Origin of the sequence: Hominisplanchenecus murintestinalis, assembly GCF_943193015.1 — a bacterium.
Classification (GTDB): domain Bacteria; phylum Bacillota; class Clostridia; order Lachnospirales; family Lachnospiraceae; genus Hominisplanchenecus_A; species Hominisplanchenecus_A murintestinalis.
The window spans coordinates 1-22,601 of record NZ_CALPCM010000011.1; the positions used below are offsets into that span (position 1 = coordinate 1).

Annotated in this window: 21 protein-coding genes; 2 read left to right on the top strand and 19 right to left on the bottom strand. The window is 40.5% G+C overall.

The window, feature by feature from the left end; translation table 11 throughout:
- Nucleotides 1-80 precede the first annotated feature (80 nt).
- From NFR99_RS06030 to NFR99_RS06085, 12 genes are all read right to left on the bottom strand, one after another.
- Entirely contained in the window at nucleotides 81-1,292 is a 1,212-nt protein-coding gene (locus NFR99_RS06030) for an IucA/IucC family C-terminal-domain containing protein (protein ID WP_251353202.1), read from the bottom strand.
- Between the two features lie 138 nt (nucleotides 1,293-1,430).
- Nucleotides 1,431-2,366: a serine hydrolase domain-containing protein gene (locus NFR99_RS06035; protein ID WP_251353203.1), complete on the bottom strand. Its 936-nt coding sequence runs from the start codon at nucleotides 2,364-2,366 to the stop codon at nucleotides 1,431-1,433.
- Nucleotides 2,367-2,493: 127 nt separating this feature from the next.
- The gene (locus NFR99_RS06040; RefSeq protein ID WP_251353204.1) at nucleotides 2,494-4,749 is read right to left on the bottom strand and encodes a hypothetical protein; all 2,256 of its coding nucleotides are present in this window, start codon (nucleotides 4,747-4,749) and stop codon (nucleotides 2,494-2,496) included.
- A gap of 155 nt (nucleotides 4,750-4,904) precedes the next feature.
- Nucleotides 4,905-5,132 (bottom strand): helix-turn-helix domain-containing protein, encoded by a 228-nt coding sequence (locus tag NFR99_RS06045; protein WP_251353205.1) that lies wholly within the window; start codon nucleotides 5,130-5,132, stop codon nucleotides 4,905-4,907.
- Nucleotides 5,133-5,622: 490 nt separating this feature from the next.
- Nucleotides 5,623-5,847 carry a recombinase family protein gene (locus tag NFR99_RS06050; RefSeq protein WP_330642126.1) on the bottom strand — a complete coding sequence of 75 codons (225 nt, stop codon included), beginning with the start codon at nucleotides 5,845-5,847 and terminating at the stop codon, nucleotides 5,623-5,625.
- A complete protein-coding gene (locus NFR99_RS06055; RefSeq protein WP_251353206.1) occupies nucleotides 5,848-6,261 on the bottom strand; it encodes a recombinase family protein in 414 nt (137 codons plus the stop codon).
- Between the two features lie 2 nt (nucleotides 6,262-6,263).
- Complete coding sequence (locus tag NFR99_RS06060; RefSeq protein WP_251353207.1) at nucleotides 6,264-6,728, bottom strand: hypothetical protein; 465 nt, start codon at nucleotides 6,726-6,728, stop codon at nucleotides 6,264-6,266.
- A 40-nt stretch (nucleotides 6,729-6,768) separates the two neighbouring features.
- Nucleotides 6,769-7,287 carry a hypothetical protein gene (locus NFR99_RS06065; protein ID WP_251353208.1) on the bottom strand — a complete coding sequence of 173 codons (519 nt, stop codon included), beginning with the start codon at nucleotides 7,285-7,287 and terminating at the stop codon, nucleotides 6,769-6,771.
- 68 nt (nucleotides 7,288-7,355) lie between these two features.
- A complete protein-coding gene (locus NFR99_RS06070) occupies nucleotides 7,356-8,177 on the bottom strand; it encodes an alpha/beta fold hydrolase (RefSeq protein ID WP_251353209.1) in 822 nt (273 codons plus the stop codon).
- Nucleotides 8,178-8,236: 59 nt separating this feature from the next.
- On the bottom strand, nucleotides 8,237-8,614 hold the full coding sequence (locus tag NFR99_RS06075) for an SdpI family protein (protein ID WP_251353210.1): 378 nt from the start codon (nucleotides 8,612-8,614) through the stop codon (nucleotides 8,237-8,239).
- 106 nt (nucleotides 8,615-8,720) lie between these two features.
- Nucleotides 8,721-9,278: a hypothetical protein gene (locus tag NFR99_RS06080; RefSeq protein WP_251353211.1), complete on the bottom strand. Its 558-nt coding sequence runs from the start codon at nucleotides 9,276-9,278 to the stop codon at nucleotides 8,721-8,723.
- A gap of 36 nt (nucleotides 9,279-9,314) precedes the next feature.
- Complete coding sequence (locus NFR99_RS06085) at nucleotides 9,315-9,581, bottom strand: hypothetical protein (RefSeq protein ID WP_251353212.1); 267 nt, start codon at nucleotides 9,579-9,581, stop codon at nucleotides 9,315-9,317.
- A 110-nt stretch (nucleotides 9,582-9,691) separates the two neighbouring features.
- Between NFR99_RS06085 and NFR99_RS15470 the strand changes: the two genes are divergently transcribed.
- A complete protein-coding gene (locus NFR99_RS15470; protein WP_251353213.1) occupies nucleotides 9,692-9,913 on the top strand; it encodes a helix-turn-helix domain-containing protein in 222 nt (73 codons plus the stop codon).
- Here NFR99_RS15470 and NFR99_RS06095 read toward each other — a convergent pair.
- From NFR99_RS06095 to NFR99_RS06125, 7 genes are all read right to left on the bottom strand, one after another.
- Nucleotides 9,910-10,149, bottom strand: coding sequence for a hypothetical protein (locus NFR99_RS06095; protein ID WP_251353214.1), 240 nt, complete (start codon nucleotides 10,147-10,149; stop codon nucleotides 9,910-9,912). The genes NFR99_RS15470 and NFR99_RS06095 overlap by 4 nt on opposite strands.
- A 179-nt stretch (nucleotides 10,150-10,328) precedes the next feature.
- On the bottom strand, nucleotides 10,329-11,447 hold the full coding sequence (locus tag NFR99_RS06100) for a hypothetical protein (RefSeq protein ID WP_251353215.1): 1,119 nt from the start codon (nucleotides 11,445-11,447) through the stop codon (nucleotides 10,329-10,331).
- A 396-nt stretch (nucleotides 11,448-11,843) separates the two neighbouring features.
- Nucleotides 11,844-12,092, bottom strand: a complete 249-nt coding sequence (locus NFR99_RS06105; protein ID WP_251353216.1) for a helix-turn-helix domain-containing protein — start codon at nucleotides 12,090-12,092, stop codon at nucleotides 11,844-11,846.
- Between the two features lie 136 nt (nucleotides 12,093-12,228).
- Nucleotides 12,229-12,900, bottom strand: a complete 672-nt coding sequence (locus NFR99_RS06110; protein WP_251353217.1) for a SpoVG family protein — start codon at nucleotides 12,898-12,900, stop codon at nucleotides 12,229-12,231.
- A 65-nt stretch (nucleotides 12,901-12,965) separates the two neighbouring features.
- Complete coding sequence (locus NFR99_RS06115; RefSeq protein ID WP_251353218.1) at nucleotides 12,966-13,610, bottom strand: class D sortase; 645 nt, start codon at nucleotides 13,608-13,610, stop codon at nucleotides 12,966-12,968.
- Nucleotides 13,611-13,716: 106 nt separating this feature from the next.
- A complete protein-coding gene (locus NFR99_RS06120) occupies nucleotides 13,717-20,946 on the bottom strand; it encodes a helicase-related protein (RefSeq protein WP_251353219.1) in 7,230 nt (2,409 codons plus the stop codon).
- A 13-nt stretch (nucleotides 20,947-20,959) separates the two neighbouring features.
- Entirely contained in the window at nucleotides 20,960-21,478 is a 519-nt protein-coding gene (locus tag NFR99_RS06125; RefSeq protein WP_251353220.1) for a DpnD/PcfM family protein, read from the bottom strand.
- A 173-nt stretch (nucleotides 21,479-21,651) separates the two neighbouring features.
- On the opposite strand from NFR99_RS06125, the gene NFR99_RS06130 reads away from it, so the two are divergent.
- Nucleotides 21,652-22,593: an Abi family protein gene (locus tag NFR99_RS06130; RefSeq protein WP_251353221.1), complete on the top strand. Its 942-nt coding sequence runs from the start codon at nucleotides 21,652-21,654 to the stop codon at nucleotides 22,591-22,593.
- Nucleotides 22,594-22,601 lie beyond the last annotated feature (8 nt).

Sequence of the window (22,601 nt, forward strand, 5' to 3'; positions counted from 1 at the left end):
AATTATCAATGTGCTTCAGTTGCCGAAAATAACTGGGGCATTTTTACTTTAGCAACGGCTGAAAATTAAGCGCTTACTAACTATCTGTATAATGCACTGCCCATTGATATGAAAGGTCTTTCATTTGTACTACGGTCAATTTCAATATTCGGGTATTTATACCAACACCCATCAGGAGGAAAGAAATTCTTTATAGTGTTACCATATACCTCTCGCACGTAATTCTTTAATTTCCTGCGAGTATCTATAGTATTTATATGTAATAAAGGTGCTGCACACCCTATGAGCGGATCTAACAAATATTCACCTAATTTATGATCATACATAAAACTGTGACGTTTTAAATAATTTTTGTCATCACTTAAAATACATTTATATGGATACTCTTCAAAGTTTGTGTGTTTTCCCAACTTGCATCTAATGCTAATATCTTTATCAATAGACTCAAAGTCACGTAAAACAATTTTCTCGACTTTCCACTCCTTATTAAATGCAAATACCACATTTTGAGAATGCATCTCAGGAATTAAACCTTCTTCAAATGCACACCAAAAAAATATATCTATCAATTTAAAACATATCTCTTCAAAAAAGAACTCTATAGGAGAATTACTCCGCTCAAGAATTTGTTTTAATAATTGCGGTGCATCAGGCACATTTCGATCAGATGAAAACAAAGAGAAACCTGGAACAAGATAATAATCTTTGATTGTTTCGGGTAATTCTCGAATAATATATCCAATCTCATTTTGTCCATCTCGAAGTAACCTGCCGTATGATTCTGGCATGTAACCAAAATAAGCTGGAAGTTTGTTATTATGGTGTGCTTCCTCAAGTATAGATGTTATTTCAATTCCTGATATAAGCTCTTGAAAACCGAGTTTGCGGTTTAACCGTCCTATTACGCCTGGATAATGAAGTTTAATATAAACACCACTTCCATCAACATGTACTGTTCTCGAACTAGATGTAGGTATTACCCATAAACTTTCTTCTACTTTCCCCGCCTTTGAAATTATTCCGTTGTTTTGTGGAAGCAGCCAGTCTGGATGAATAAAAATGCTTTCATCATTACCAAACAAATTATTGTCACGATTTGGAATACCAAAGCATTCTATATTATTTTTCTTTGAGACAAGCTTCATTATGTGATATCCATCGCTATAAAATGGATTAGTCTGAGTTGATGTATTATGTACATCTGTGAATCCACTTTTGGAGCCATCATTTACCTGACGTTCTAAATAGTCAAACGCTGATGTAGGACTTTTCTCAATCTCATTTAACAACATATAATCACCTTCTTACCATATCAAAACATAAGGCTACAGAATAGCAAAACACTATCATCCATAGCCTCACAAAAAGGCATAACAGCAATGCAAAATATGCACATGTGCCTTTCTTATATATTTATCTTTTCATAGCATTTAACTAAAAAAATACCAAATAGCATCATAAATAGGATTCATATCCTTTTGATGAGAAAGAATTGTAATAGCCATTTGATCATTTGGTGATACAATTAAAAGCTGTCCATCAGTTCCATCACAAAAATAATGTGTCTTTGGATATTCAAGGGTACCATTTCCACATATCCACAGCCCAAATCCGTAAGACATCTTATTAATACAACGTCCTTGCTTTTTCACATAATCAGGCAAATCTGCGGTAAAAAACTGCGGAGTATTCATCATGGAAATCCATTCTTTGTCAATGAATTGTTTTCCCTCATAAGTACCGCCATTTAAAAGAAGCAATGCGATTTTATGCATATCACTATTCCTTAGTTTCAAGCCTGATGCACCTAGACAAATCCCTTGCCAAGATTTTTCCCATTCACCAAGGGTGACACCCATTTCATCGAACAATTCCTCCTGAACCCAGTCACGAAAATATTGACCAGTAACCTTCTGCGTGATTGCACACAGCAAATATGTTGCTGCATTGTTATAAACAAAGTGAGTACCCGGATCATGATTAATATCATAATTCAGAATATAATAAAGAAAATCTGTATCAGCCGGAAGTTGCTTAATGTCCTTGCTAAACATTAATCCCTTATCTTGACCAATTGTCAAATTAAGCAAATGTCGAATTTTCATTTTTTCCAAATATGGAATATTCCTAGTGTTTACAATTTTGCTTAAATCAAAAAAAGGGAGAATATCTGTATCAAGCGAATATAATCCTCTCTCTATAGCTTTGCCAGCACCTAAACAACTGACAGTTTTGCTAATAGACCGAATGTTCCCCTCATCGTCATTTGTAAAAAAATGTTCAAATCTCTCATTTCCTTTAGTAACAATGATACTATCGATATTCAATTTTTGATCAGTAACTACATCAATAAATTTTGTAAGCATAATATACCTCCATCACAACTAAAAACTGTAGTCTATAATATATATATAAGGTAATCAAATATACGATAACTCTATAACTCTACTTAGGATATCCCAGAAAACTTGCAGTATTCTAAATATAGATTTATCATTTAGGATTTTTCTTTCTTGACCAAGTTATAATCTTTGGCATAAATCCAATTAAGCCAGTTATTGCAGCACCTACAACAATCGGTATCCACATAAATGACTGTAATATCATCGACTTGAAAAGCTCAATATCTTTAAGCACTAAAAACAAATAATATGAAAGCACTAACAAAACTGAAACCGTTGCCACAGAAGTCATTATATGTAATCTTCCTTGACTAATCTCAAACTTCTTAGTTACATTTTGGAGTTTCTGAAGTTCGGCCTCCGCTTTTCCGTATTTTTTTGTTAGAATATCAATTGTATCCAGAGCCAAAATCAAGGAATTATATGAATCTGCCAGTTTTGCTTCTTTGTTTACCTGATTTAAAAAATCCTTTGACTTATATGCGGCTATTTGATCATGCGACACAATAGTCGTAATAGCATTAGCTGTGGTAACAATATTGTTTTCCCAATTATTACCTTGATAGGAATTGCGAAGTGCAATAACGCCACGTGATATAGCCTCGTTAATTTCCTCTTTTTTTCGATTGAACTCATTCCGTGACTGATGTGCAATAAAAAACACTAATAATCGAGCGGTTTTTCCTAAGTTATTATCCCAACGCCCATTTTGCATTTGAGTGCTTAATATGCTGTCTATACACTCATTAATTCTTATCTTTATTTCCTTTCGTTCCCTATACGTTTTTAAGTAAATTAGGCAAACTTCCACATCAAGACATAAATCAACCTCAAGTTTGTCCTTTACAGAGCCATCTGTTGCCACTTCAAACAACTCATTCTCAAAATTTGACCTTGATGAAATAAATGCATCAAAAAATCCAGAATTGTGAAAAGACCGAATAATAAACTTCTTATTGTAGCTTGATGTTCCATTATATCTTTCAACAAGCCAGTCCTGAGTTTCCTTTAAATACTCTTCAACTTTAGGAACCTCTTTTCTAAGATTCTCATCCTGCGTAATGAGAGCCTCCAGTTCAAACAAACCACATGTTGGAGCCAATACCCCATCATAACTTCCGTTGCGATAATGCTTTTCTATTTTAGAAAAAGTACCTTGTAAATATGGAGAAATGTCCTCTCCCATGCGATGCAATGCAAACAATGCATCATATGTCTTCCAAAAGCTATTCCCCCAAAGGCCGTCCTTATATTCGCTCTTAAGCCATGTCTCAACCTCATGCTTTTGAGCATCAATATAACTAAAATATGAAAAATTAACTAACACAAGTTCATTGTTTATGTATTTATAATAGAAAAGCTTAGTATATCCGCCTTGTTCTTTAACATGGCTTTCCCAGAACTCTGCCACCTCGTTTTCAGAATAAGAAGGCGAAAAAACATAAAGAGTATGATACTGACGTAACCTACTATCAATGACTTCAGCTACAGATAAATAAGTAAAGTAAGAAATATTTGACAATTCTGCTTCTGACATCAGAAACTGAAAATCTTGAGCAATCTGATCTTTTTTATCAACGAATGCAACTGTTGGTATTCCGATAATAAGATAATATAGGATATTTTCAATAAGCTCATAATGACCAGCCCAATCCAATGCCATTGTTGAAATAACAATCTTCTCACTTTTTCTAGGTCTAGCTACCATTAATGTATTCCTTGCAAATTCACGTTCATCCAACAACACTGGAAAATATGACGAATCATTTAATGGTACAATATAGTCACGATAAAAATGTGTTTGAAAATCATTTTTTATGCAATGTTCAAAAATTGTCTTATCTTCAATTATTTGAGGAAAAGAACACAAGAACTTCTGAATACTATTTGGTTCTTGATTGAAAACTGTAATATTCCCCTCATCAGAACCTTCTTTAGAAGGTCTTGATACAACCTTATATTCATACGGTTCTGGAAGAAAATATGTTTTTCTTGCCCTATATTCGCTCTCATCTGCATCTGGGTCTTCTTGCAATTTTTTCTGAGAGCAGATTAAAACTCCTTTTCCCATAGAAATGAATTTTTCAAGAATTAACTTATTTTCTTCATTACAGAGAATGTTATACACATCACCATCACTGGTAGCATTGGTTCCAATAATGACACAGTCATAGTCGAGTAGATAATTTTCCCCCTCTTTAAACAATTCACCAATATTAACACTTGAAAAACGATTAAAAACATGTTCATGCAAGTCAAAATCCTGTTTTCTATACTTCGGAACAGAGTCAACATATCCCGAATGTTGCATTTCGACTTCATTTTGAATAACCGCAATACGATACATTACTCTTCTCCCTCCGCCAAAATATGATGTTATCACCCTTTCCCGGAACAATAACAAAATATTTTTACAATCTCCAAAATAGAAATACCAGTATAAATTACATTTTGTAGTTAAAAAATGACAACATTTTTTTATTGCAATGCGACATTTTGCTCTCATCCTTCTGTATGTAAACTAATTTTTCTACCATCAGGAAATATAAATGCTTGCTCGTAGCAGACTCCCAATGTTTCCGCAATTATTAACATTTCTTCAAAAGAAACTGTATTACGTTTTAATTTCTTATTAAAATTTTGTGGAGTCTGACCAATGCGTCTACAAAGTTCTGCCAAACTAATATGCCTTTTCTCACACAATTCTCTTATCATATTTGATGTTGTCATCATCTACCTCCATCAGCACTAATCCAATTATAAACCCTACGGTTGATAACACAATATGGCTACACCATACTTTGTCGGGTTACAAATAACCTTGCAATTCATTGTCGAACTACAAGGTTATTATTCACTACAATAATTTTACCGTTCCCTCGTCTGATCACTTTTCCATAATCTTCATATCATTAAAATTTGCGCCCAGACTCATGCTTGGGTGCATTGTATTAAATTGTGGTACGCAAGCCAACAAGATAATATGACAACAAATATCTACACATTGCTACCTGCGAGTTTTCTTTTTTGATACTTTTTTATTTTGCCTTAAAAAGGGGTTCAAATGGGTTTAGGGTGGTTCATAATCACATTGCAAAGGATAACTGGTATTTTAGAAGACAAAAGAGAAGGCTTCCAGCAAATACCAAATCTGCCAAAAGCCTTTATTTAAGCCTTTTTCTGCACATATTGTGAGATTGAATTGTATCAAAATGCGATTTTACATATCGGCATAAACCTCAACCATCTGCCATTCCGGCTTGCTCTTAATGTACTCCGTGTAATGACTGACCTGTGCCTCATAGCTGGTTTCCTGTTCTTCGGAATCGGTGGAGACACGGCAGTAGGCGGCTACTCTGATCTTCTGCACCGGGGCAGCCGTTCTCTGCGAACCGACTCGTCTTCGTGCCGGAATGACGGTAACATTCTGTGCCAGTGCCTGCATTTACTTCGCCTCCTTTATCTGACTGTAGGCGTATTCTGCCTGCTTGATGGGATCCTGGTATTTCGGATCGGTACGCTTCATTGCAAACCTTGTTGGAACCACCGTGGTCACCGCTTCCTTTGTGTATCTAGTACCCTTGTAAAGGGCATCTCTTCCCAGCCTTTCGGCTTCCACTGCCTGGGCGATTTCAGCAGTAAGTATCGCAGGGTAGAAATCGTCCCCAAGGTAGCGCGGGTTCTGCATCAGTCTCTTGACACCGCTGTGCTTCATCTCCAACCCTGCTTCCTTTGCCGCTTGGACAAAGGACATGCCGGAAAGGTAGTTCTCACACAGCTTTCGCAGGTTGGCAGCCTGTTCTTCGTTGATGACCGCCGCACCGCCCACAATATCGTATCCGTATGGTGTGTGCTTCATAATCAAATCCTCTCCCGGAAGACGGGTCCGCATTTCATTTCGAATCCTATCTCCGTTCTGCTGTAAACGATGACCCTGTACACAAATCTTGTAAAAAGGTCTTCGTCAAATTCTGTCACCATGGAAGCCCCCGAAGTGTAGTGGAGGATGTCTTCCAGTGCTTCCTTCTGCCTGCTGCCGCCGCTGATCTTTGCAATGATAGCATCCTTCTCGGCGATAATCCTTGCACTCGCATTCAGAAGCTCATCGTTCTGCTGTGCGTAGACTGCAGGGTCAAGGTAGCCCTTCGTGAAAAGCTGTGTGATCTGCTGTCTCTTCTGAAGGTTCTTCTCAAGTCCCTCTTCCAAGGCTGTAAACTCATCCAGGTACTCTGCTTTTTCAGCAGTCTTCAGTGCGTTTGAGAAGGTAAGAAGGACCTTGTCCCTTGCGAAGATCAGCTTGTTCATCATGGTCGTAAAGGCCGCCATGATGCTGTCTTCCCGGATGGACTTCATGCTGCAGGCATCCTTATCGTCCAGGTGAGTGGTGCAGACATTTTACAGCTTCGTACTTCGTGCTTTTATCTTCTACACTCGGACCACGGTCATAATAAAACCGCACCTCATAAAAAATGTGTTTCATATCATTACTTAAAGCCTGTAACACACGAAAAGATTTCATGGAAAATTTTCCTTCCTTTATTCCATCCTCCACACAGGGCTGCCTAGCCCAATCCAGCATAAACCACTGTGCCTCCGGCATATTTACGCCATATTCCGAATCCAGCAAAAAATCATTGATCTCATTCCAATTTACAGATAACGGCAAATCGCTGTCTTTTGCATATAAATAGTCATGTCTCTGTGATTCCTGTTTTTTTCGTTTTCTTGTATTTTCCGCATAAACAATCCAGTATATTACCATTTCCGCAACAATACACACGCTAAGCACCTTTGTAATCATGGCATTTTGCGCATAAATAATCAGGTATGTTGCAATTACTACGGCAATACATATACTGAGCACCTTCGTAATCAAACTTTTCAATGTATTCCTCCCTGTGATTAAAATTGGAAATTAACAAGTAATCAAACACCGGTTGGAGTTTTGTTGTATCACTCTCCGACAGGAATTAAACGATCTAATCCTTCCACAAACTTTTCTATTTTCTGATTCACTACTACAGGATTATCCACATTTGAATTATGACCCGCATTTTCTACGATAATTAAATCATATCCTGTCTGTTTCGACCACATTTTATTATATAATTTTACTTTACCAGTTCTATCTTTTTCGCCTAACAATAACAACACAGGACAACTTATATCCAAATTACAATTATCATCTAAAAATCCCGCATATCCTATTCCCATTAAGTAGCACAGTTCTTTTTTATCATACACAGACAGCATACTAAGCATATTATTATATGTATTTGAAGTTTCACTGACCTGCTTTGCCACTGCCTTTTTCAGCCATCCTAGCGGACAAAGATAAGCCATCCATTCAATTTGTTTCAACCAAAAAACATCAGACTTTGAATAATAACTATTTCCATATGGTGTGCTATCAATTGCAACAAATGCTTTCACGATTGCTGGAAATCGTTTTATTACAGCTTGTGTGATAAACCCACCCATAGACTGCCCGACAAAAACAGCCTGTGTAATATTGCTTTTCTCAAATATTTGTTTGATGATGTTTGCGGCTTTCTCATAGGTAAAACCCTCAAATGGCCTGGACTTTCCATGAGCCGGAGCATCCCATAAAACGAGATTATATTTATCAAAAAAATATCCCATCTGCTCTTGAAACATAGAATGATCACCTGTCATTCCATGTAAAAAGAACAGAGTTGGCTTATCATGGTCAAAGCAATCTGATAACCAATAATAAACACTTCCAGAATCAGTTGTTATTATCTCCTCTTTCATTATCTACCTCACCATAAATTCAGAATTTTCTCTCATTAAATCGTCTGATGAATCCCTATTTATCTCCTAATCCCGTCATCTGTAAAATTTCTTTTTAACGCTCTTTCGGTTGGAAATATTGAAGCTATCAAAATAATAACTTGCACTGTTGCTAAAATCCCACCTACCACTCCAATCGTATTATCATCTGTTTTATAAAACGGAATATGAACAATTATAGATGGTATCAAAATAATCCAACCAATTTTCCACCATAACTTTCCACAATGTTCATGTGCAAATTTCCACGTATCCATGTTTTTCATAGAACGAGAGGTACGATATCCCATTAAACCATTTATATTTTTAGGACAGTGTTTCCACATCATCCGCCCGCATGCAATCATAGTAACAGGAATTAATATATCACAACAAAACATAAACCACCAAAACCACATACTCTACCTCCGTTTGTTTTAAATATTCAAATTCCGATTGCTGTTCTCTTCTAAAATAACATTGTACCACAGCTTCGTGCATTTTCCTAACGTTTTAATGCCAATCTCAATCCAATGCCAATAATTTTTTTGCCCTCTCTTCCGGTTTCATTGTTTCATCATTCAAGATAAAGACAATCTTATCAATCGCATCTTCCCCCAAAAACCGAATTTTAGAACTGGATGCCTCTCTAATGATATTAAAAATCTCTTCAAAAACATGAAACAATCCGTTTTCTTCCCCTTGTTCATCCGCATCTCCAAGCAAAAGCTGTTTCAGCTGACTGACTGCATCATAAACAGAAATAAGTCTTGTCATATCTTCAACAGTCAGAAAGGATTTTCTCTCGTCAAACTTCTGTTCCATTCCAATCTGAATCCCATCTGAAAAGCCCAATCTGTATGCAGCTTCTCCATAGGCTACACTGTAATTCAAAAAAATACTCTCTACATTGTCAAACGCAAGCCACTGTTTTTTTGTCATTGGCACCAATGCATCAAATTCATTAACAGCAGCACGCCATTCTTTCTGTGCCTGCACAAAATTAGCATCTTCCTTTAACTGTTCCTCTAATACTTCTCCCATCCGTACTTTACGCAAATTTTCTATCTCTTCCGTCGTCATGGTCTTTCCCCTTTCTCTGCTAATCTGTTCAATATCCTACACATTGCCGCCTAACAAAATTTCTGCACGCTCAACTGCCGTCTTTTGCTTGTCATATAATATTTCCATAAATTTCAGGTCTGCCTCTTCCGAACCTATGTATACAGAGTGAGCATTGCGCTGAATCACATCATAAACATTATCTAATTTTATAAAATCACCATTGGCATGTCCCTGTCCCGTAAGCTGTTCAAAAACTTTGTCCATCTGGTGTATCTCATCCTCTGTTTCAATCAACAGTTTCATATCCTCTACACTTAACATATATCGCCCTCCAGTATACTTCGTATAACTTCTTACCTACAACATATTATAACTGATTTTTCAGATAAGCAAAGTATATAATAAACTCAAAAGACTTAAGGAGGTATACCATGTCGGACAGAGGCACTATTGTCATCCATCTGGATGAACTACTAAAGAAAACCGGTTTGAGCAAAAACAAATTTTGCCAACGGGCAGAATTACAACGCTCGCAATTAAACGGATATCTGAACAACACAATAACCAGACTTGATACCGATGTATTGGTTCGTATATGTGACACATTAAATTGTAGCATCTCTGACTTATTAGAATACCAGCCAAAATCCTAAGAAAACATCTGCTTTACATTATGTTCTCCTTTTATCTGTCCGCTTAGCTTCAAAATAAATTCTTCAGGTTCCGGTATATGTCCTGCCCCAAATAAATCAATCCACAAAGCTTGTTTCCCGGCATTCATATACCCTATGGCTATTGCCTCCTTCATCTCGTCTCTTATTATTTTTTCAATTTTTCCTTCTCTTTTCGCAATATCCTTGATTATCTTTTTTGCCTCTTTTCTGTTCATCTCTTCTCCTTGCGTATGTTTCATTGTTAATAATTTGTTATGTATAACTTCTTACATCTAACAAATATAATTTAACTAGTGTATATCACAAAAGTCAAGGCTTTTTCTTAATTATATTGCGACATCATTCGACAAAAGGAATATTTTTTCTCTTGATCTGCCATCAGAATTTCCCGTCTCTAGTCGAAGTACGACAAGTCTATCCTGCTCTCTTTCGCTATATTCTGAAGGTTTTCATCTGACGGTTGCAGAATCATGTACCGCCTGGGTCTCGGCTCGTTAAATCCCGTCACAACGATGTACATCTTACCGTCTGCCTGAACCAGCGTATTCCCGTGATAGTTTTCACCTATGCAAGAAAGCGCTTTCATCCCAACGGATTCGCATAAATATTTGACAAAGTATCTGCTTGAAAAACAATCTCCTCCGCCACTGATAACCATATACCGCCAATCAGACTGATAAGGCACATAATCATATTCCTGCTCCACATATTTTGCTATGGTCTCCATCTTCTCAAACTGTGTCATGTCTGAGCTTATATAATTTTTCTTAAAATCCTCGATAACCTGCTTTACTGCGATGCCTCGCTCTGAATATCCGTAGAGATTGGCTTTCAACTTTGTTCCATTCTCCAGTTTCGCTATTACCGTAGCATTACCCGCCTCGTCTAAAATCGCCGGATCCATGACCAAGCTGACATTTCCGTTATCCGTAACATGAAAGCAATTTGCACTTTTGCCCGGCTCAATGCTCCATTTTATAATCTCATCCTTTGGAACTCCTGAGACTGTAAATTGAAAGCTGCCTGTATGACCGTATGGCTGTGTGATGAACTGCTTATCTTCGTCCGCAAGGTAATATAATTTTGCTTCGCCTGCATTCAGCTTCGCCTTGCCAGACTGAGAACAATCCGTTTCTTCTTCCTGCTTTTCTGAAAGTTCATCATTTCCGATAACCTTTATCTTACATCTATATTTCTTACCCTTATAAACACCTGTAACCTTTACCGTGCCGGCTTTCCTCGCCTTGATGGTAACTCCATATTTCTTCTTTCCCTTAAATACAACCACGCTCTTATCTGATATTTCCCACGATACTTTTCTTTTGCTTTTTTTCTCTTTCTTAGACAAACCCTTGATTTTCAGATTATACTCCTGCCCAACAGATAAAGTCTTCTTTTTTGCAGTAAGCCTTTTAGCCGCTTTGACTTCCACCGGTACAGACAGAAACAGCATGACTAATAATACCGCTGTAAGCATCTTCCAAATCGGTTTCTTTGTAATAGTTGTCCTCATATCAATCGCCTTCCTTTCTTTGAACCATATAGACTGATTCACATTAGATGGCAACTCACATTCGGACTATCAGCAGATCCTGCTGTTTCGTCAGAATCACCAGCGGCCGGCGACCACACCGCCACAGGCTTTCTCCATGTACTCCAGATCATTTTCCCCTGCGAGTGCTATATTTATATTTCATAATTGTGCTCATGCTGCGAGCCTCCTTTGCGAGCAGCTAATGCACCCAAGTTTGCGATGCTCGCAACGCAAACTTGGCGAGTGAAAAATTTATTTTTCACTCTTCTTGCACATGATTTTTGTGCATCCTCAAGTTGCGAAGCAACTTGCAATATAAGTCCGTCAGGACTTATTATTTCATGACTCCAAAATTCCACTGTATATATCCTCTTATCATCCCTCGCTTTCTGTGGATTCTGAAGTCTTAGGTCTCCGTTTATCATAATCCCACTCTGCTTTCAGCTTATAAGGAAGAAGCCGCACCACATAATCAGGCGGTTTTCTAAGTCCTGCTTCCCAATCCTGAAGTGTCCTAAATGGGATTCCAAAGAAGTCGCTAAACATCTTTTTTGTCATTCCAGCTTCTTCACGCATTTTCTTGATCTCTTTCATCGCATCAATAGCTATATCAATCTCCTCCATCCTTTTATCATCGTGAATACTTCTATTTATTACTTACATAATACACGTATTGCGTGTATCTGTCAAGTCTTGATTACAAAACTTTCTCCTTTCCCCGGGGCATAAAGCCCCGGTTCCTCAAAAACATACTTATTCATTAACGAAAGGGGAGCGTGTCCTTATCCCCGGCTTCAAGAAAACCGTCATCATGTGACTTTTCTGCCTCTTTCTTTGGAGCAGCTTCTCTTGGTCTGTCCTTTTCCTGTTTGTAAGCAGCAAGAATGGATTCAAAGAGCTTTCCCCTGAAATCCTTAGTGATAGGAAATGCGATATCCTGATAATCTCCCCGGCTGTTCTTATAAGCCGGCATAGAAACAAACAGGCCCCTCTTTCCTTCGACAATACTGATATTCTGCACGACAAAAGAATCCTCGATATACATTCTCGCAAGCCCTTTTGTGTGGCTTCCCTCTCTGTCAATCGTTGTCACCGATACATTGAACACAGGCTCCGTACTGTCATTGCCAATCTTTAGACCATCCTTTCCAAGCTCCGCACGCTGCTCATAAGCCTTTAAGATACTATCCGTAAGCTCCTGATAAAACTCTTTTGTGGTTGGGTTTGCGATATCCTTGTAAACAGGATTGCCATTGATATCCACTTCATTACTGCGATATGACGGCATATCCACAAAAAGACCCTCTCCGTCCTTTCTCGCCACGATAGCGATATTCCTTACCACAAATGACTCTCCAAATGCTACATTAGCATATGCTTTTACATTGTTGTCGCTGTTTTTTACTTCAAATACATTGATACGATAATTCATAATAGCCTCACTTTCTGCGTAAAAATCACGCTGTATAAATTGATAGTTATGACAGGCAGACAGAATCACTCCTGTTCTGCCTGCCCATTCTCCTGTGGAGATTCAGTCGGTTCCGGCACCGGATTAATGAGCCTGCATCTCACCACGAACCTCCTTGACCCTGAATACGCACAGGTAAAAAGTGTCAGGCATTCCTCTTCCGATGCTGCATACACCGTCTCGTCATATGGTCCATACACTCCGGTCTCATACACCTCATAGGTATGCGTGACCTTTTTCTTATTTGTTACCCTGACCTTTGCACCAATACGGATACCGCTTAGATTTGTGAAGAATACCCCTCTCCTGCTTCCATTGTGTCCGGCGAGTACGGCATTCCCTTTTTCACATAAGGGTGCTGTGTTTTCCATATGACCAATCCCCATATTTAACTGTGTACTGTCCGCTCCCTCAAAAATGGGATAGCAGATATCGAGACTTTTGATCTCAATAATGCCGACGGCACCGTCTGGTATCTCCTTGGAAGATTTCTTTTTACCACCGGAGGCTTTGCCCTGATTCTTCTCCCCTTCATCTGTCTCATCATCATTCACCTCAAATTCCCTGATATGCTTATCAGAATTGTTCCTGTCTATTGCCCTGAAAACAAAAGGGACCGCCACAAAAGCAATCCCAATCATAACAACGAATATAAACTTACGCCTGCTCATATTTTCCTCTTTTCTGCGCTGTCCTTTGCGCATTAACGCAATGTTTGTGTCGCAGCGCTGACACAAACTTGCCGGGTGAAAAAATATTTTTCACCCGTTTCCTCCCCTATCTGATATCACCACTTCTTGCATTAGCATCTGCAATACCGTAGCTTTCTTCCTGCTCGTCCCTGTCTTTGTCCTGTTCATGAACATCCGCTTTATCCTTGTCATCAGACCTGCTGGCATCAAAATTTTCCTCCTTTGCACCCTCTGACTTATCAATATCAAGCTCTGTATTGATTTCAAACTGGCGTTTCAATTTCTGCTGAAGCTCTTCCTCGTGCTCGAACGGTTTTTCAAAGTCAGCTTTGGCTCTCTCCATATCCCTGTGATAAGTTTCAAGCTTCTGCTCAAGAAAAATGATCTTCTCCTGAATTTTTGAAAACTCATTTTCCATCCGGACCATCATGCCTACCGGCGAGCTTGAAACCTCAATGGAATAATCTGTCTTGCCGGTCAGGAACAAATAGTTGATTCCCATGAAATTCTTTTCCACGGATAAGGTAAAACCTTTATATCTGCCTATTTCTGTGCGGATACCTGTCTTTGCTCTTGATATTGCTGCAAGCAGAGCCGTACCACCGTCTGCCCTCTCCTTATAAATGGCTCCTGTGTCAGTACGGATGACCGTTCCTTCTACAGGCTTATCCCCGTCAAGAGACATCTGTGAAGCTGCCTTCTCCTCTTTCCGCTTTTTGTCACTGAGCATGATCGGGCCAAATACCTCTATCTCAAAATCGGGGGATTTTTCAGCCATCTCATCACGGAAAGACACATCTTTCCTTACATTGCTTAATTTTTCCGTTGCCGCACTAATGAGCTTTGGCAGTTTCACCATGAAATTATCCTGATGCTGATAGTGCTGGCTGTTGTATGAAGCCTTCAAAAGTTTCAGCCTCTGCACATCATTGTCAATCTGCATCTTCTCCTTTATAAGAGAATTTCCTGTTGCAACCGCCTTGATTTCAGCATACTGGAAAGTGACCTCGTCGATATCCTCGCAGCTTCTGCCGATGGACTTTGAAGTCATGATCTGAGAGATGAACCGCTGCTTGTTCTCGACCACGCTCCACAAATACGCATCAAAAGTGCCTTTCGTGACATAACGATAGACTGCCACGGACTCATTTTCATTGCCCTGCCGCAATCCCCGCCCCTCTCTCTGCTCGATACTTGATGGTTTCCATGGGCAGTCACAATGGTGCATTGCCACAAGATGCGTCTGCACATTGACACCGGTGCCGCATTTCTCGGTAGAACCGATCAAAATCTTCTTATTGCCAAGCCGCATATCCTTAAAAAGCGTCTCCCTGGCAGCATCCGTTTTCGCATCATGTACAAAAGCAATCTCTTCTGCCGGTATGCCACGCCTCACAAGCTCGGTCTTGATGAAGTTGTACACATCAAAATCATGTCCGTTCTTATAGTAATCCGGCTCAAGCATCTCCTCGTTCCAGCCGGACTTCGGTGTTCCAATATCCGAAAAAACAAGCTGGGTACCTATGATTCCAAGGTCCTCAGCTCTCTTGTATTCCTCATATACATTGTCTGCTACCTGATTTAACTTACCTCCGGGATTTTCGGGTGCTTCCGGGTAAAGAAGCCTTGCATCCGTACCGAGAAGCCTTGCATCATTTGTAATCTTTAAGAAATTGTCCTCGCTCGGATCTACGCCTCCACTGTGGATACGCTCTGCCCTTTGTACAAATTCTTCCATGACCTGCTTCGTATACCAGTCAGGTTCAGATGAAACAATCTTATAATTCCCATCCCGAAGCCCCGGTACTTTCAAATCAAGAGTATCACGGGTACGGATATCCGCCACTTCCTTAAAAAGGTTCATTAACTCCGGCAGGTTCACGAACCTATTGAAACGGTTCCGGAAACGGAAACCATTGCCCTCTACGGACAATTCCAAAGATGTTGTAACCTCACCGAAATTTGCCGCCCAGCTGTCAAAATGATAAATGCCAAGCTGCTCTAAGGCATCTTTCTGAAGAAAGCTTTGCATAACATACATCTCACAGATTGTATTGGAAACAGGCGTTCCTGTGGCAAATACAATGCCCCTGCCACCGTTAATTTCATTGATGTACTGACATTTTAAGTACATATCCATCGCCCTCTTGCTGCCTGCCCCCGTTATCCCTGCCACATTGGTCATTTTAGAAAAAATGCTCAGCCGCTTAAAGGCATGTGCCTCATCTACCATAATCGAATCTATCCCTAATTCCTCAAAGGTAATGACATCATCTCTGTCCACAGTTTCAACAAGCTCCTTCATCTGCTCCTCCAGCCGTTTCTTCTGTGCCTCCATCTGCTTCACAGACCAGTTTTCGCCATTCTCCGCTTTGATATCCGCTATCGCTATGTTCAGCTCATCAATCTGGCGGTTCATAAGCTCCTGCTGACGCTCCCTTGATATTGGGATTTTCTCAAACTGCGAGTGCGACATGATAATGCAGTCATAATCCCCTGTTGCAATACGGGCGATAAACTGCTGTCTGCGTTTTTTGGAAAAATCATTCTCCGATGCCACAAGAATATTAGCCGACGGATAAAGACGAAGAAATTCGCTTGCCGTCTGCCCGATCAGCGATTTGGGAACCACCATCACCGTCTTATTTACAAGCCCAAGACGCTTCTGTTCCATACAAGATGCCATCATCTCAAAACTTTTGCCGGCACCAACGCAATGGGCAAGAAGTGCATTCCCGCCCATGAGCACATGAGCAATCGCATTGACCTGATGCTCTTCTAAATGGATATCCGGATTCATCCCTGGAAATTCCAGATGGCTTCCATCATACTCACGCAGACGGATGTTATTGAATGTCTGATTATAGTAATCCACATACTTCTGCCTGCGGTCCGGTTCTTTCCATATCCAGTTCCGAAACTCCTCTTTGATTTGGTTCTGCTTCTCCCTTGCAAGCATAGTGGCTTCCTTGTTAACTTCATAATGGTATTTGCCGCCACCGTCCTCGATACGGTCCCTGACCGTCACAACACGCATATTGAGGGTAGATTCAAAAATGGAATACGCATCAATCCTGCCTGTACCATAAGTCTTGGTAGCCGCCACGGAATGATTGTCCCTTGACTTATTCTCGATAAACCACTCCATTGAAAAACGGTTCAGATTCACTTTGATACTGTTTCTCCGATACAGACTCCCATCATCCCTTGCCCAATATGGAGTATCCAGAAGTTCATAGATGAATGCCTGATAATCCTCCGGCTCAATCCATGTCGTACCGATACGCACATCTATCTCTGATGCATCAAGGTCTTTTGGCTGCACCTCTTTAAGTGCTTCCACATTTGTGCCAAAAATCTCAGGATTCAGCTTGGCATTTGCCTCGGCAATCACTAACTTATCCCTGACATTGCCCGATAAGTATTCATCTGCCGTCTCCCAGCCACGGTTGCGGTCATTCTCGTTGTAACTTTCCGGATTACAGAAAATTACACCTTTCAGTTCATCAATCAGCTTTTCCCGCATCAGCTCAAAGCGGAGATGGTCAGAAAGCCTAACCTCTTCTGCTTCTGTATGAATATTGTCGGAATTGCCTGTCCCTCCGGCAGAAAATGCCATAGGTTCTGCAACGGCGTTTATTTCCTGCGGTTTATCCGCATCCGGCTGTTTCTCTCTAATCTTATCCATATACCCGCTAATATCCGGCTCATATACAGAGAGCATATAGGGAAGATTGACCCCGTTAAACTCATTAATGGAAAGATTTAATGCTTCTACTGCCGTTTCCACATGAGTAATGTCCTGCTTTGCTTTGATGGTCTGCTTTGTGAACATCTCCGCTTTCTCCACATTCCCATCCTCGTCCACAATCTCTAAGGAACATAGAAGCGGATAGTCTGCATCCTCACGGAATGCCATGGAATTACCCCTGTTTGTGATATAACCATAACTTTTTACAAAACGGTCATAAGTATCTGACAATTCTTTTTGGGCAGCCTTTAATTCTGCTTCGCTTGCACCCTTGGTTTGAATATCAATAACTTTCCTTGTCAATTCCCTGATTTTCATCAGCCCTTTGATGCGCTTTACTGTCTTATCACCTGCCTCCCACTCATACATCCTGCTGTCTTTTCTGAAGTAAATTTTCCCTTCCTGTTCCGTAAAGGTAAAATTCTTCACATCAGGATCAGCGGGGATATCTGCCGTGATACTCTCCTCCTTATCGGAAATCAGTTCAAAATCCTTATATTCTGCATGAATGTTTGCAATAGCATTATTTAATGCCTCGTAAAGATTAAAGTCCGCATCATCATTCACACATACCGTATAACTGCTGTTCTCACCAAATCTCCCCTTGTCATACTTCATCGTACCCAGCATCATCTCCGGATGCTCTGCAAAATAACTGTTAATTGGAATTCCATTCTCCGAAAAGCCAAGATGAATCCAGTCCGGTTCTGCCGTAATCTTTCTCTCCCTCTTCTGAAAGAACAGGATATCACTTGTGACCTCTGTACCAGCATTACCCGAAAAAGTAGAAACCGGTAATCTGACTGCACCTAACAGCTCTGCCCTTTCTGCAATATACTTCCGGATGGAATTATTCTTCTTGTCAAGCGTCCCCTTTGTCGTAATGACCGCCACAACACCGCCCGGTCGCACCTGATCAATGCTCTTTGCAAGAAAATAATCATGTATCTTGAAATTCAACTTGTTATACTTTGGATCAAATACCTTATAATCACCAAACGGCACATTGCCGATGACTGCATCAAAAAAATTATCGGGATAAGCGGTCTTTTCAAATCCTTTGATTTCAATTTTCGCCGACGGATAAAGAAGCTTTGCAATCTCAGCCGATACCGGATCTATCTCCACGCCAAAGAGTTTTGCCTGCGACATTGAGCCCGGCAGGCAGCCAAAAAAGTTTCCCACCCCCAGCGAAGGCTCAAGGATATTTCCCTTTTTAAAGCCAAACTGTACAAGAGCATTTCCTATGGCACTTGCTACAATGGATGGAGTATAAAAGGCATTGTTTACCGTAGCCTTAGCTGCCTTATACTCCTCCGGTGTAAGAAGTGCCTTTAACTCTCCATATTCTTTTGCCCATTTCTCATTATTAGCATCAAACGCCTGTGAAAGCCCTCCCCAGCCTACATATTTTGATAAAACCTCCTGTTCTTTATGCGTGGCTGCACGGTTTTCCGTCTGAATCTGTTTCAATGTGCGGAGTGCCTTGATATTCCAGTCATATCTTGTCATCATGCCCGCTGACTGTGTGGCGAACGGAGACATATGGAAGTCGGAAGCGAACCCTTCTGAACTATTCTGCAGCAGCTCATCTTCATCTGCTGATACTGTGGATTTATCACTTTTACCAGACATTTCCCTGATTTTTTCATGGTAAGACTCCTCGTCCGTGAACTCCCTGCCATACTCGGAAAAAGTCACAGTTTCGTCTTCTCCCGCAAGTTCTTCCGGTGCCATTCCATACCATGCGTCCTCATTGTGTTCGTCTAAAGCACGTTTATTATCAGGGATGCCCATATCACCGACTTCATCAGGAATCGCAAATTCATCCAGCTCTTCAACAGTATCTGCAAATTCATTCTCCGGCGTGTAATACTCTCCCGTCAGAACAAGTGCTGAAATCACTTCCTCTATCGTATTCCAATCTACATATCCCTCTTTCTCGCCCTCTTCATCCCGCCACTGAAAACGAATTCCATTCGCTTTAAATGTGTCATATCCGTGCAGACCATAGCCCTCTATGGGCCAGCCTGCACCGCCTGTTCCGTACTCAGCCCTAATCTTTTTGATACGTTCTGACTTTACAGGCTCAGACTGCATAATCTCATAAACACGCTTTTCCCCGCCTGCAAAGCCTGTGCCACGAAGCACCACTGTTTTAATGTACTCCTCCGGCACAGGCTCTTTTTTCGGATTCAGGTAGGTATGCCTGCCTGCCTTTAAATCCTCTTTTTCCTGCTCTGAAAGAACGGACTCCACATGTGAAAAAAGAGAAGCTGTATCAGCTCCTCTTTCTTCTCCGAAACTCTCTAATTCTTTCAGTTCCCTGTCAAATTCATTGTCAGGCGGTGCCATCATATCCATAAAAGAGATTTGATGATACTCTCCTTTCGCACCGTCATTGGGCGCATGCGGGGTTTCGTCCGCTTTTACAGTTTCGCTTTCTAATGGTACTTGTTGATCAGATCGTGAACGATGATCTCCTGTATCTGCCTCAGTCCCCGCTCTCTGATTTTCCACATCTCCATCGTGTCTGCCGGGTTCTTCGCCGGATGGGACCGCAGATACTGCCCCATCATCTGTTCCTCCATCCGATACGCTTCCTCGTTCACCGGAGCCAAAATCTCCGTTAATCTCCCAAATCTCGCCAGAGACAGATACCTCTCGTAATGGTTTTCCTTTAGATAATCCATCGCCATCAGACCGTATTTCCCGATTTGGGACAGATTTTCCTTCTCCATTATGATGTTCGGATACAGCATCCCGTCTGCTCCCTCTTTGTACTGTAGTGCCACGCTCATATGACATCCTCCTTTCACGCTCGATTTCCTTTATGCTGCGGCTGATATTCCTTAATACCTCACAGGACACATCGCTGACCAGACTGCCAAGTTCAAAAATCATATCTTCCTTAACAATCTGCGTTATCGTACCTAACTCGTTTTCTCCCTTAGGCTGGTCAAACCCACACCTTCCAGCGACTACATAGAAAATGCTCCTCTCAATAATCTGCAATCCGTCATCCCTGACATCCTGCCTGCTGCTGACGATCTGATCACCCAATTTACCTGCTAATACAGATACACGCATTGCGTGTTTTTCTCTTAATATACCACGGACCTCGGACTTTGTAAAGTCCCAGATTTTATTTTTCAGATCCACAGGGGATTCATTACCGGTCAGAGTAATGCTTCCTTCCCAGGCAAGCCTTTTTGCATAGTCCGTCAGATAGTCCCCCTCAAGAATCCATGTTAGTTTTACATTCCTGCCGCCCGTATCAGAAATATCAAAGACGTACCTGCAGTATGGAGAAAGTGCCCTCGATGGATAAATGGCAATTCCCTTACTGCCACGCTTTACATAACGGTCAACCTTTTTCCATGTGTCAAAGTCCGCAATGAGAGTGGACTTCGGTCTTTGTGCATAGACCATGAGAACATTGTCAAACTCATAACGGTATATCCTGCCACAAAGGGAAAGAACACTTTTCCATGCTTCCTCTGTCTTCGTGACATCGTGGATCACATCATTATAGATTTGCCTGCATTTATAATCTACACTCATTGAGCACCCCTCCTTATCTGCTTCTGTTTTTAGGAACAAAGTCCACACCTGCAAAAGATTCTGCATCCAGCACAATTTCGCTCCTGTCATATCTGTCTTTCACATCATCAAGTGCCTCATCGTACGAATCAGCCTTTACGCTCTCTGTGTGCGACAGCGTTTCATTGATTTCAATTTCATATTCTCCCCGCTCGTTTGGTTCAGGCGGTCCACTGTACTCCTCATGAAGCTGCTTAAAATCTATGGCAGATATATCATTCCCCAGATAAACTCCGCTTCCCCACTCGATACCTGTCTGAATATTTTCTGCTGTCGGGATTTCATCTTTCGGATACCTTTTATATGCCTCCACACCCTCTCCAACCACAAACATTCCTGTATTCATCTGCATCAGCAGAAGATTTTCTCTGCCATAATTCTCCATCACACGGTAATCCGTACCGTTAAAGTTATGAAGCAGCTCACCGGCTTTGAAGTCGGATGGCTGCTTCTCATAGTGGTAAACCACCAGATCATTTACTGTTACACTCATAAAAAACACGCTCCTTTGCATAAAAAATTTGAAAATACATATAATTTCTATTGTCATTCTCTTTATTCTGTGTTAAGATAAAGGGCAGTGATAGGTTGCAGATACTCGAGAGGACTGTGACCGGAGGGAGGATCTGTGGGTCCTCTCTTCTTTTTTTGAAAGGAATACTGTATATGCCTAAACTCAAACCTTTCCTGAATTATCAGGATCAAATCAATAATCTGACCACAAAAAAGGGATTGACCATAAACAATCCTTCTTTTGCTGAGGAAAAGTTAAGGGAAATACGGTATTACGCCCTTATTGACGGTTACAAATCCATCTTTTACGATTACACAACACATACTTATCTGCCCGGCACCACCTTTGAAGACATCGTTAATCTATATGACTTTGATGAGGAACTCCGTCTTTTGGTTTTCAAGTATATTTGCCATATTGAGCAGAGAATACGCTCGCAGATATCCTATTATTTTTGCGAAAAGTATTCATCCAGCCAAAATGACTATCTAAATCCGAACCACTATAACTATTCCAGACGGAACATGGGAGGAATAAACAAGCTGGTTCAGATTCTTGCTTACAATGCCAATAACAGTTCGGCTCATGACTATATCATTTATCAACGAAAAACATATCAAAATGTGCCTTTATGGGCTGTTGTAAACACATTAACCATAGGTCAGATATCAAAGATGTATTCCTACATGCAAAGTGATATACAATCAAGAATCAGTCATTGTTACGAAGCAGTCAATGAGCGGGAACTGCGGCAGCTTCTCAAAGTGATTACTGATTTCAGAAATGTCTGTGCACATAACGAGCGGCTGTTTTTATATCACAGCCATACAGACATCCCTGATACCATGTTACATAAAAAGCTGGGTGTACCTAAAACCGGTTCCAATTATTCCGTTGGAAAGAACGATCTGTTTGCGATTGTCATTGCCATGAGATATCTTCTTCCAAAGGATGACTTTAAGCGGTTCTATAAAAATCTCAGAACTATCATTTCTTCGTATCAGAAGAAATCATCTGAAGATAACACTTCAAAACTTTTAGAGAGCATGGGATTTCACTCTACATGGAATAAGATATTGAGATACAAGCCGTAGCAGAAAAC

Excerpts from the sequence above, each read along its gene's own strand:
- NFR99_RS06085 (WP_251353212.1), bottom strand. The coding sequence starts at position 9,581 with ATGTTAAGTGTAGAGGATATGAAACTGTTGATTGAAACAGAGGATGAG.
- NFR99_RS06055 (WP_251353206.1), bottom strand. The coding sequence starts at position 6,261 with ATGAAGCACACACCATACGGATACGATATTGTGGGCGGTGCGGCGGTC.
- NFR99_RS06115 (WP_251353218.1), bottom strand. The coding sequence starts at position 13,610 with ATGAGCAGGCGTAAGTTTATATTCGTTGTTATGATTGGGATTGCTTTT.
- NFR99_RS06095 (WP_251353214.1), bottom strand. The coding sequence starts at position 10,149 with ATGAACAGAAAAGAGGCAAAAAAGATAATCAAGGATATTGCGAAAAGA.
- NFR99_RS06050 (WP_330642126.1), bottom strand. The coding sequence starts at position 5,847 with ATGCAGGCACTGGCACAGAATGTTACCGTCATTCCGGCACGAAGACGA.
- NFR99_RS06130 (WP_251353221.1), top strand. The coding sequence starts at position 21,652 with ATGCCTAAACTCAAACCTTTCCTGAATTATCAGGATCAAATCAATAAT.
- NFR99_RS06070 (WP_251353209.1), bottom strand. The coding sequence starts at position 8,177 with ATGAAAGAGGAGATAATAACAACTGATTCTGGAAGTGTTTATTATTGG.
- NFR99_RS06105 (WP_251353216.1), bottom strand. The coding sequence starts at position 12,092 with ATGGAGGAGATTGATATAGCTATTGATGCGATGAAAGAGATCAAGAAA.
- NFR99_RS06100 (WP_251353215.1), bottom strand. The coding sequence starts at position 11,447 with ATGAGGACAACTATTACAAAGAAACCGATTTGGAAGATGCTTACAGCG.
- NFR99_RS06110 (WP_251353217.1), bottom strand. The coding sequence starts at position 12,900 with ATGAATTATCGTATCAATGTATTTGAAGTAAAAAACAGCGACAACAAT.
- NFR99_RS06060 (WP_251353207.1), bottom strand. The coding sequence starts at position 6,728 with ATGGCGGCCTTTACGACCATGATGAACAAGCTGATCTTCGCAAGGGAC.
- NFR99_RS06075 (WP_251353210.1), bottom strand. The coding sequence starts at position 8,614 with ATGTGGTTTTGGTGGTTTATGTTTTGTTGTGATATATTAATTCCTGTT.
- NFR99_RS06120 (WP_251353219.1), bottom strand. The coding sequence starts at position 20,946 with ATGAGTGTAGATTATAAATGCAGGCAAATCTATAATGATGTGATCCAC.
- NFR99_RS06035 (WP_251353203.1), bottom strand. The coding sequence starts at position 2,366 with ATGCTTACAAAATTTATTGATGTAGTTACTGATCAAAAATTGAATATC.
- NFR99_RS06045 (WP_251353205.1), bottom strand. The coding sequence starts at position 5,132 with ATGACAACATCAAATATGATAAGAGAATTGTGTGAGAAAAGGCATATT.
- NFR99_RS06080 (WP_251353211.1), bottom strand. The coding sequence starts at position 9,278 with ATGACGACGGAAGAGATAGAAAATTTGCGTAAAGTACGGATGGGAGAA.
- NFR99_RS06125 (WP_251353220.1), bottom strand. The coding sequence starts at position 21,478 with ATGAGTGTAACAGTAAATGATCTGGTGGTTTACCACTATGAGAAGCAG.
- NFR99_RS06040 (WP_251353204.1), bottom strand. The coding sequence starts at position 4,749 with ATGTATCGTATTGCGGTTATTCAAAATGAAGTCGAAATGCAACATTCG.
- NFR99_RS15470 (WP_251353213.1), top strand. The coding sequence starts at position 9,692 with ATGTCGGACAGAGGCACTATTGTCATCCATCTGGATGAACTACTAAAG.
- NFR99_RS06030 (WP_251353202.1), bottom strand. The coding sequence starts at position 1,292 with ATGTTGTTAAATGAGATTGAGAAAAGTCCTACATCAGCGTTTGACTAT.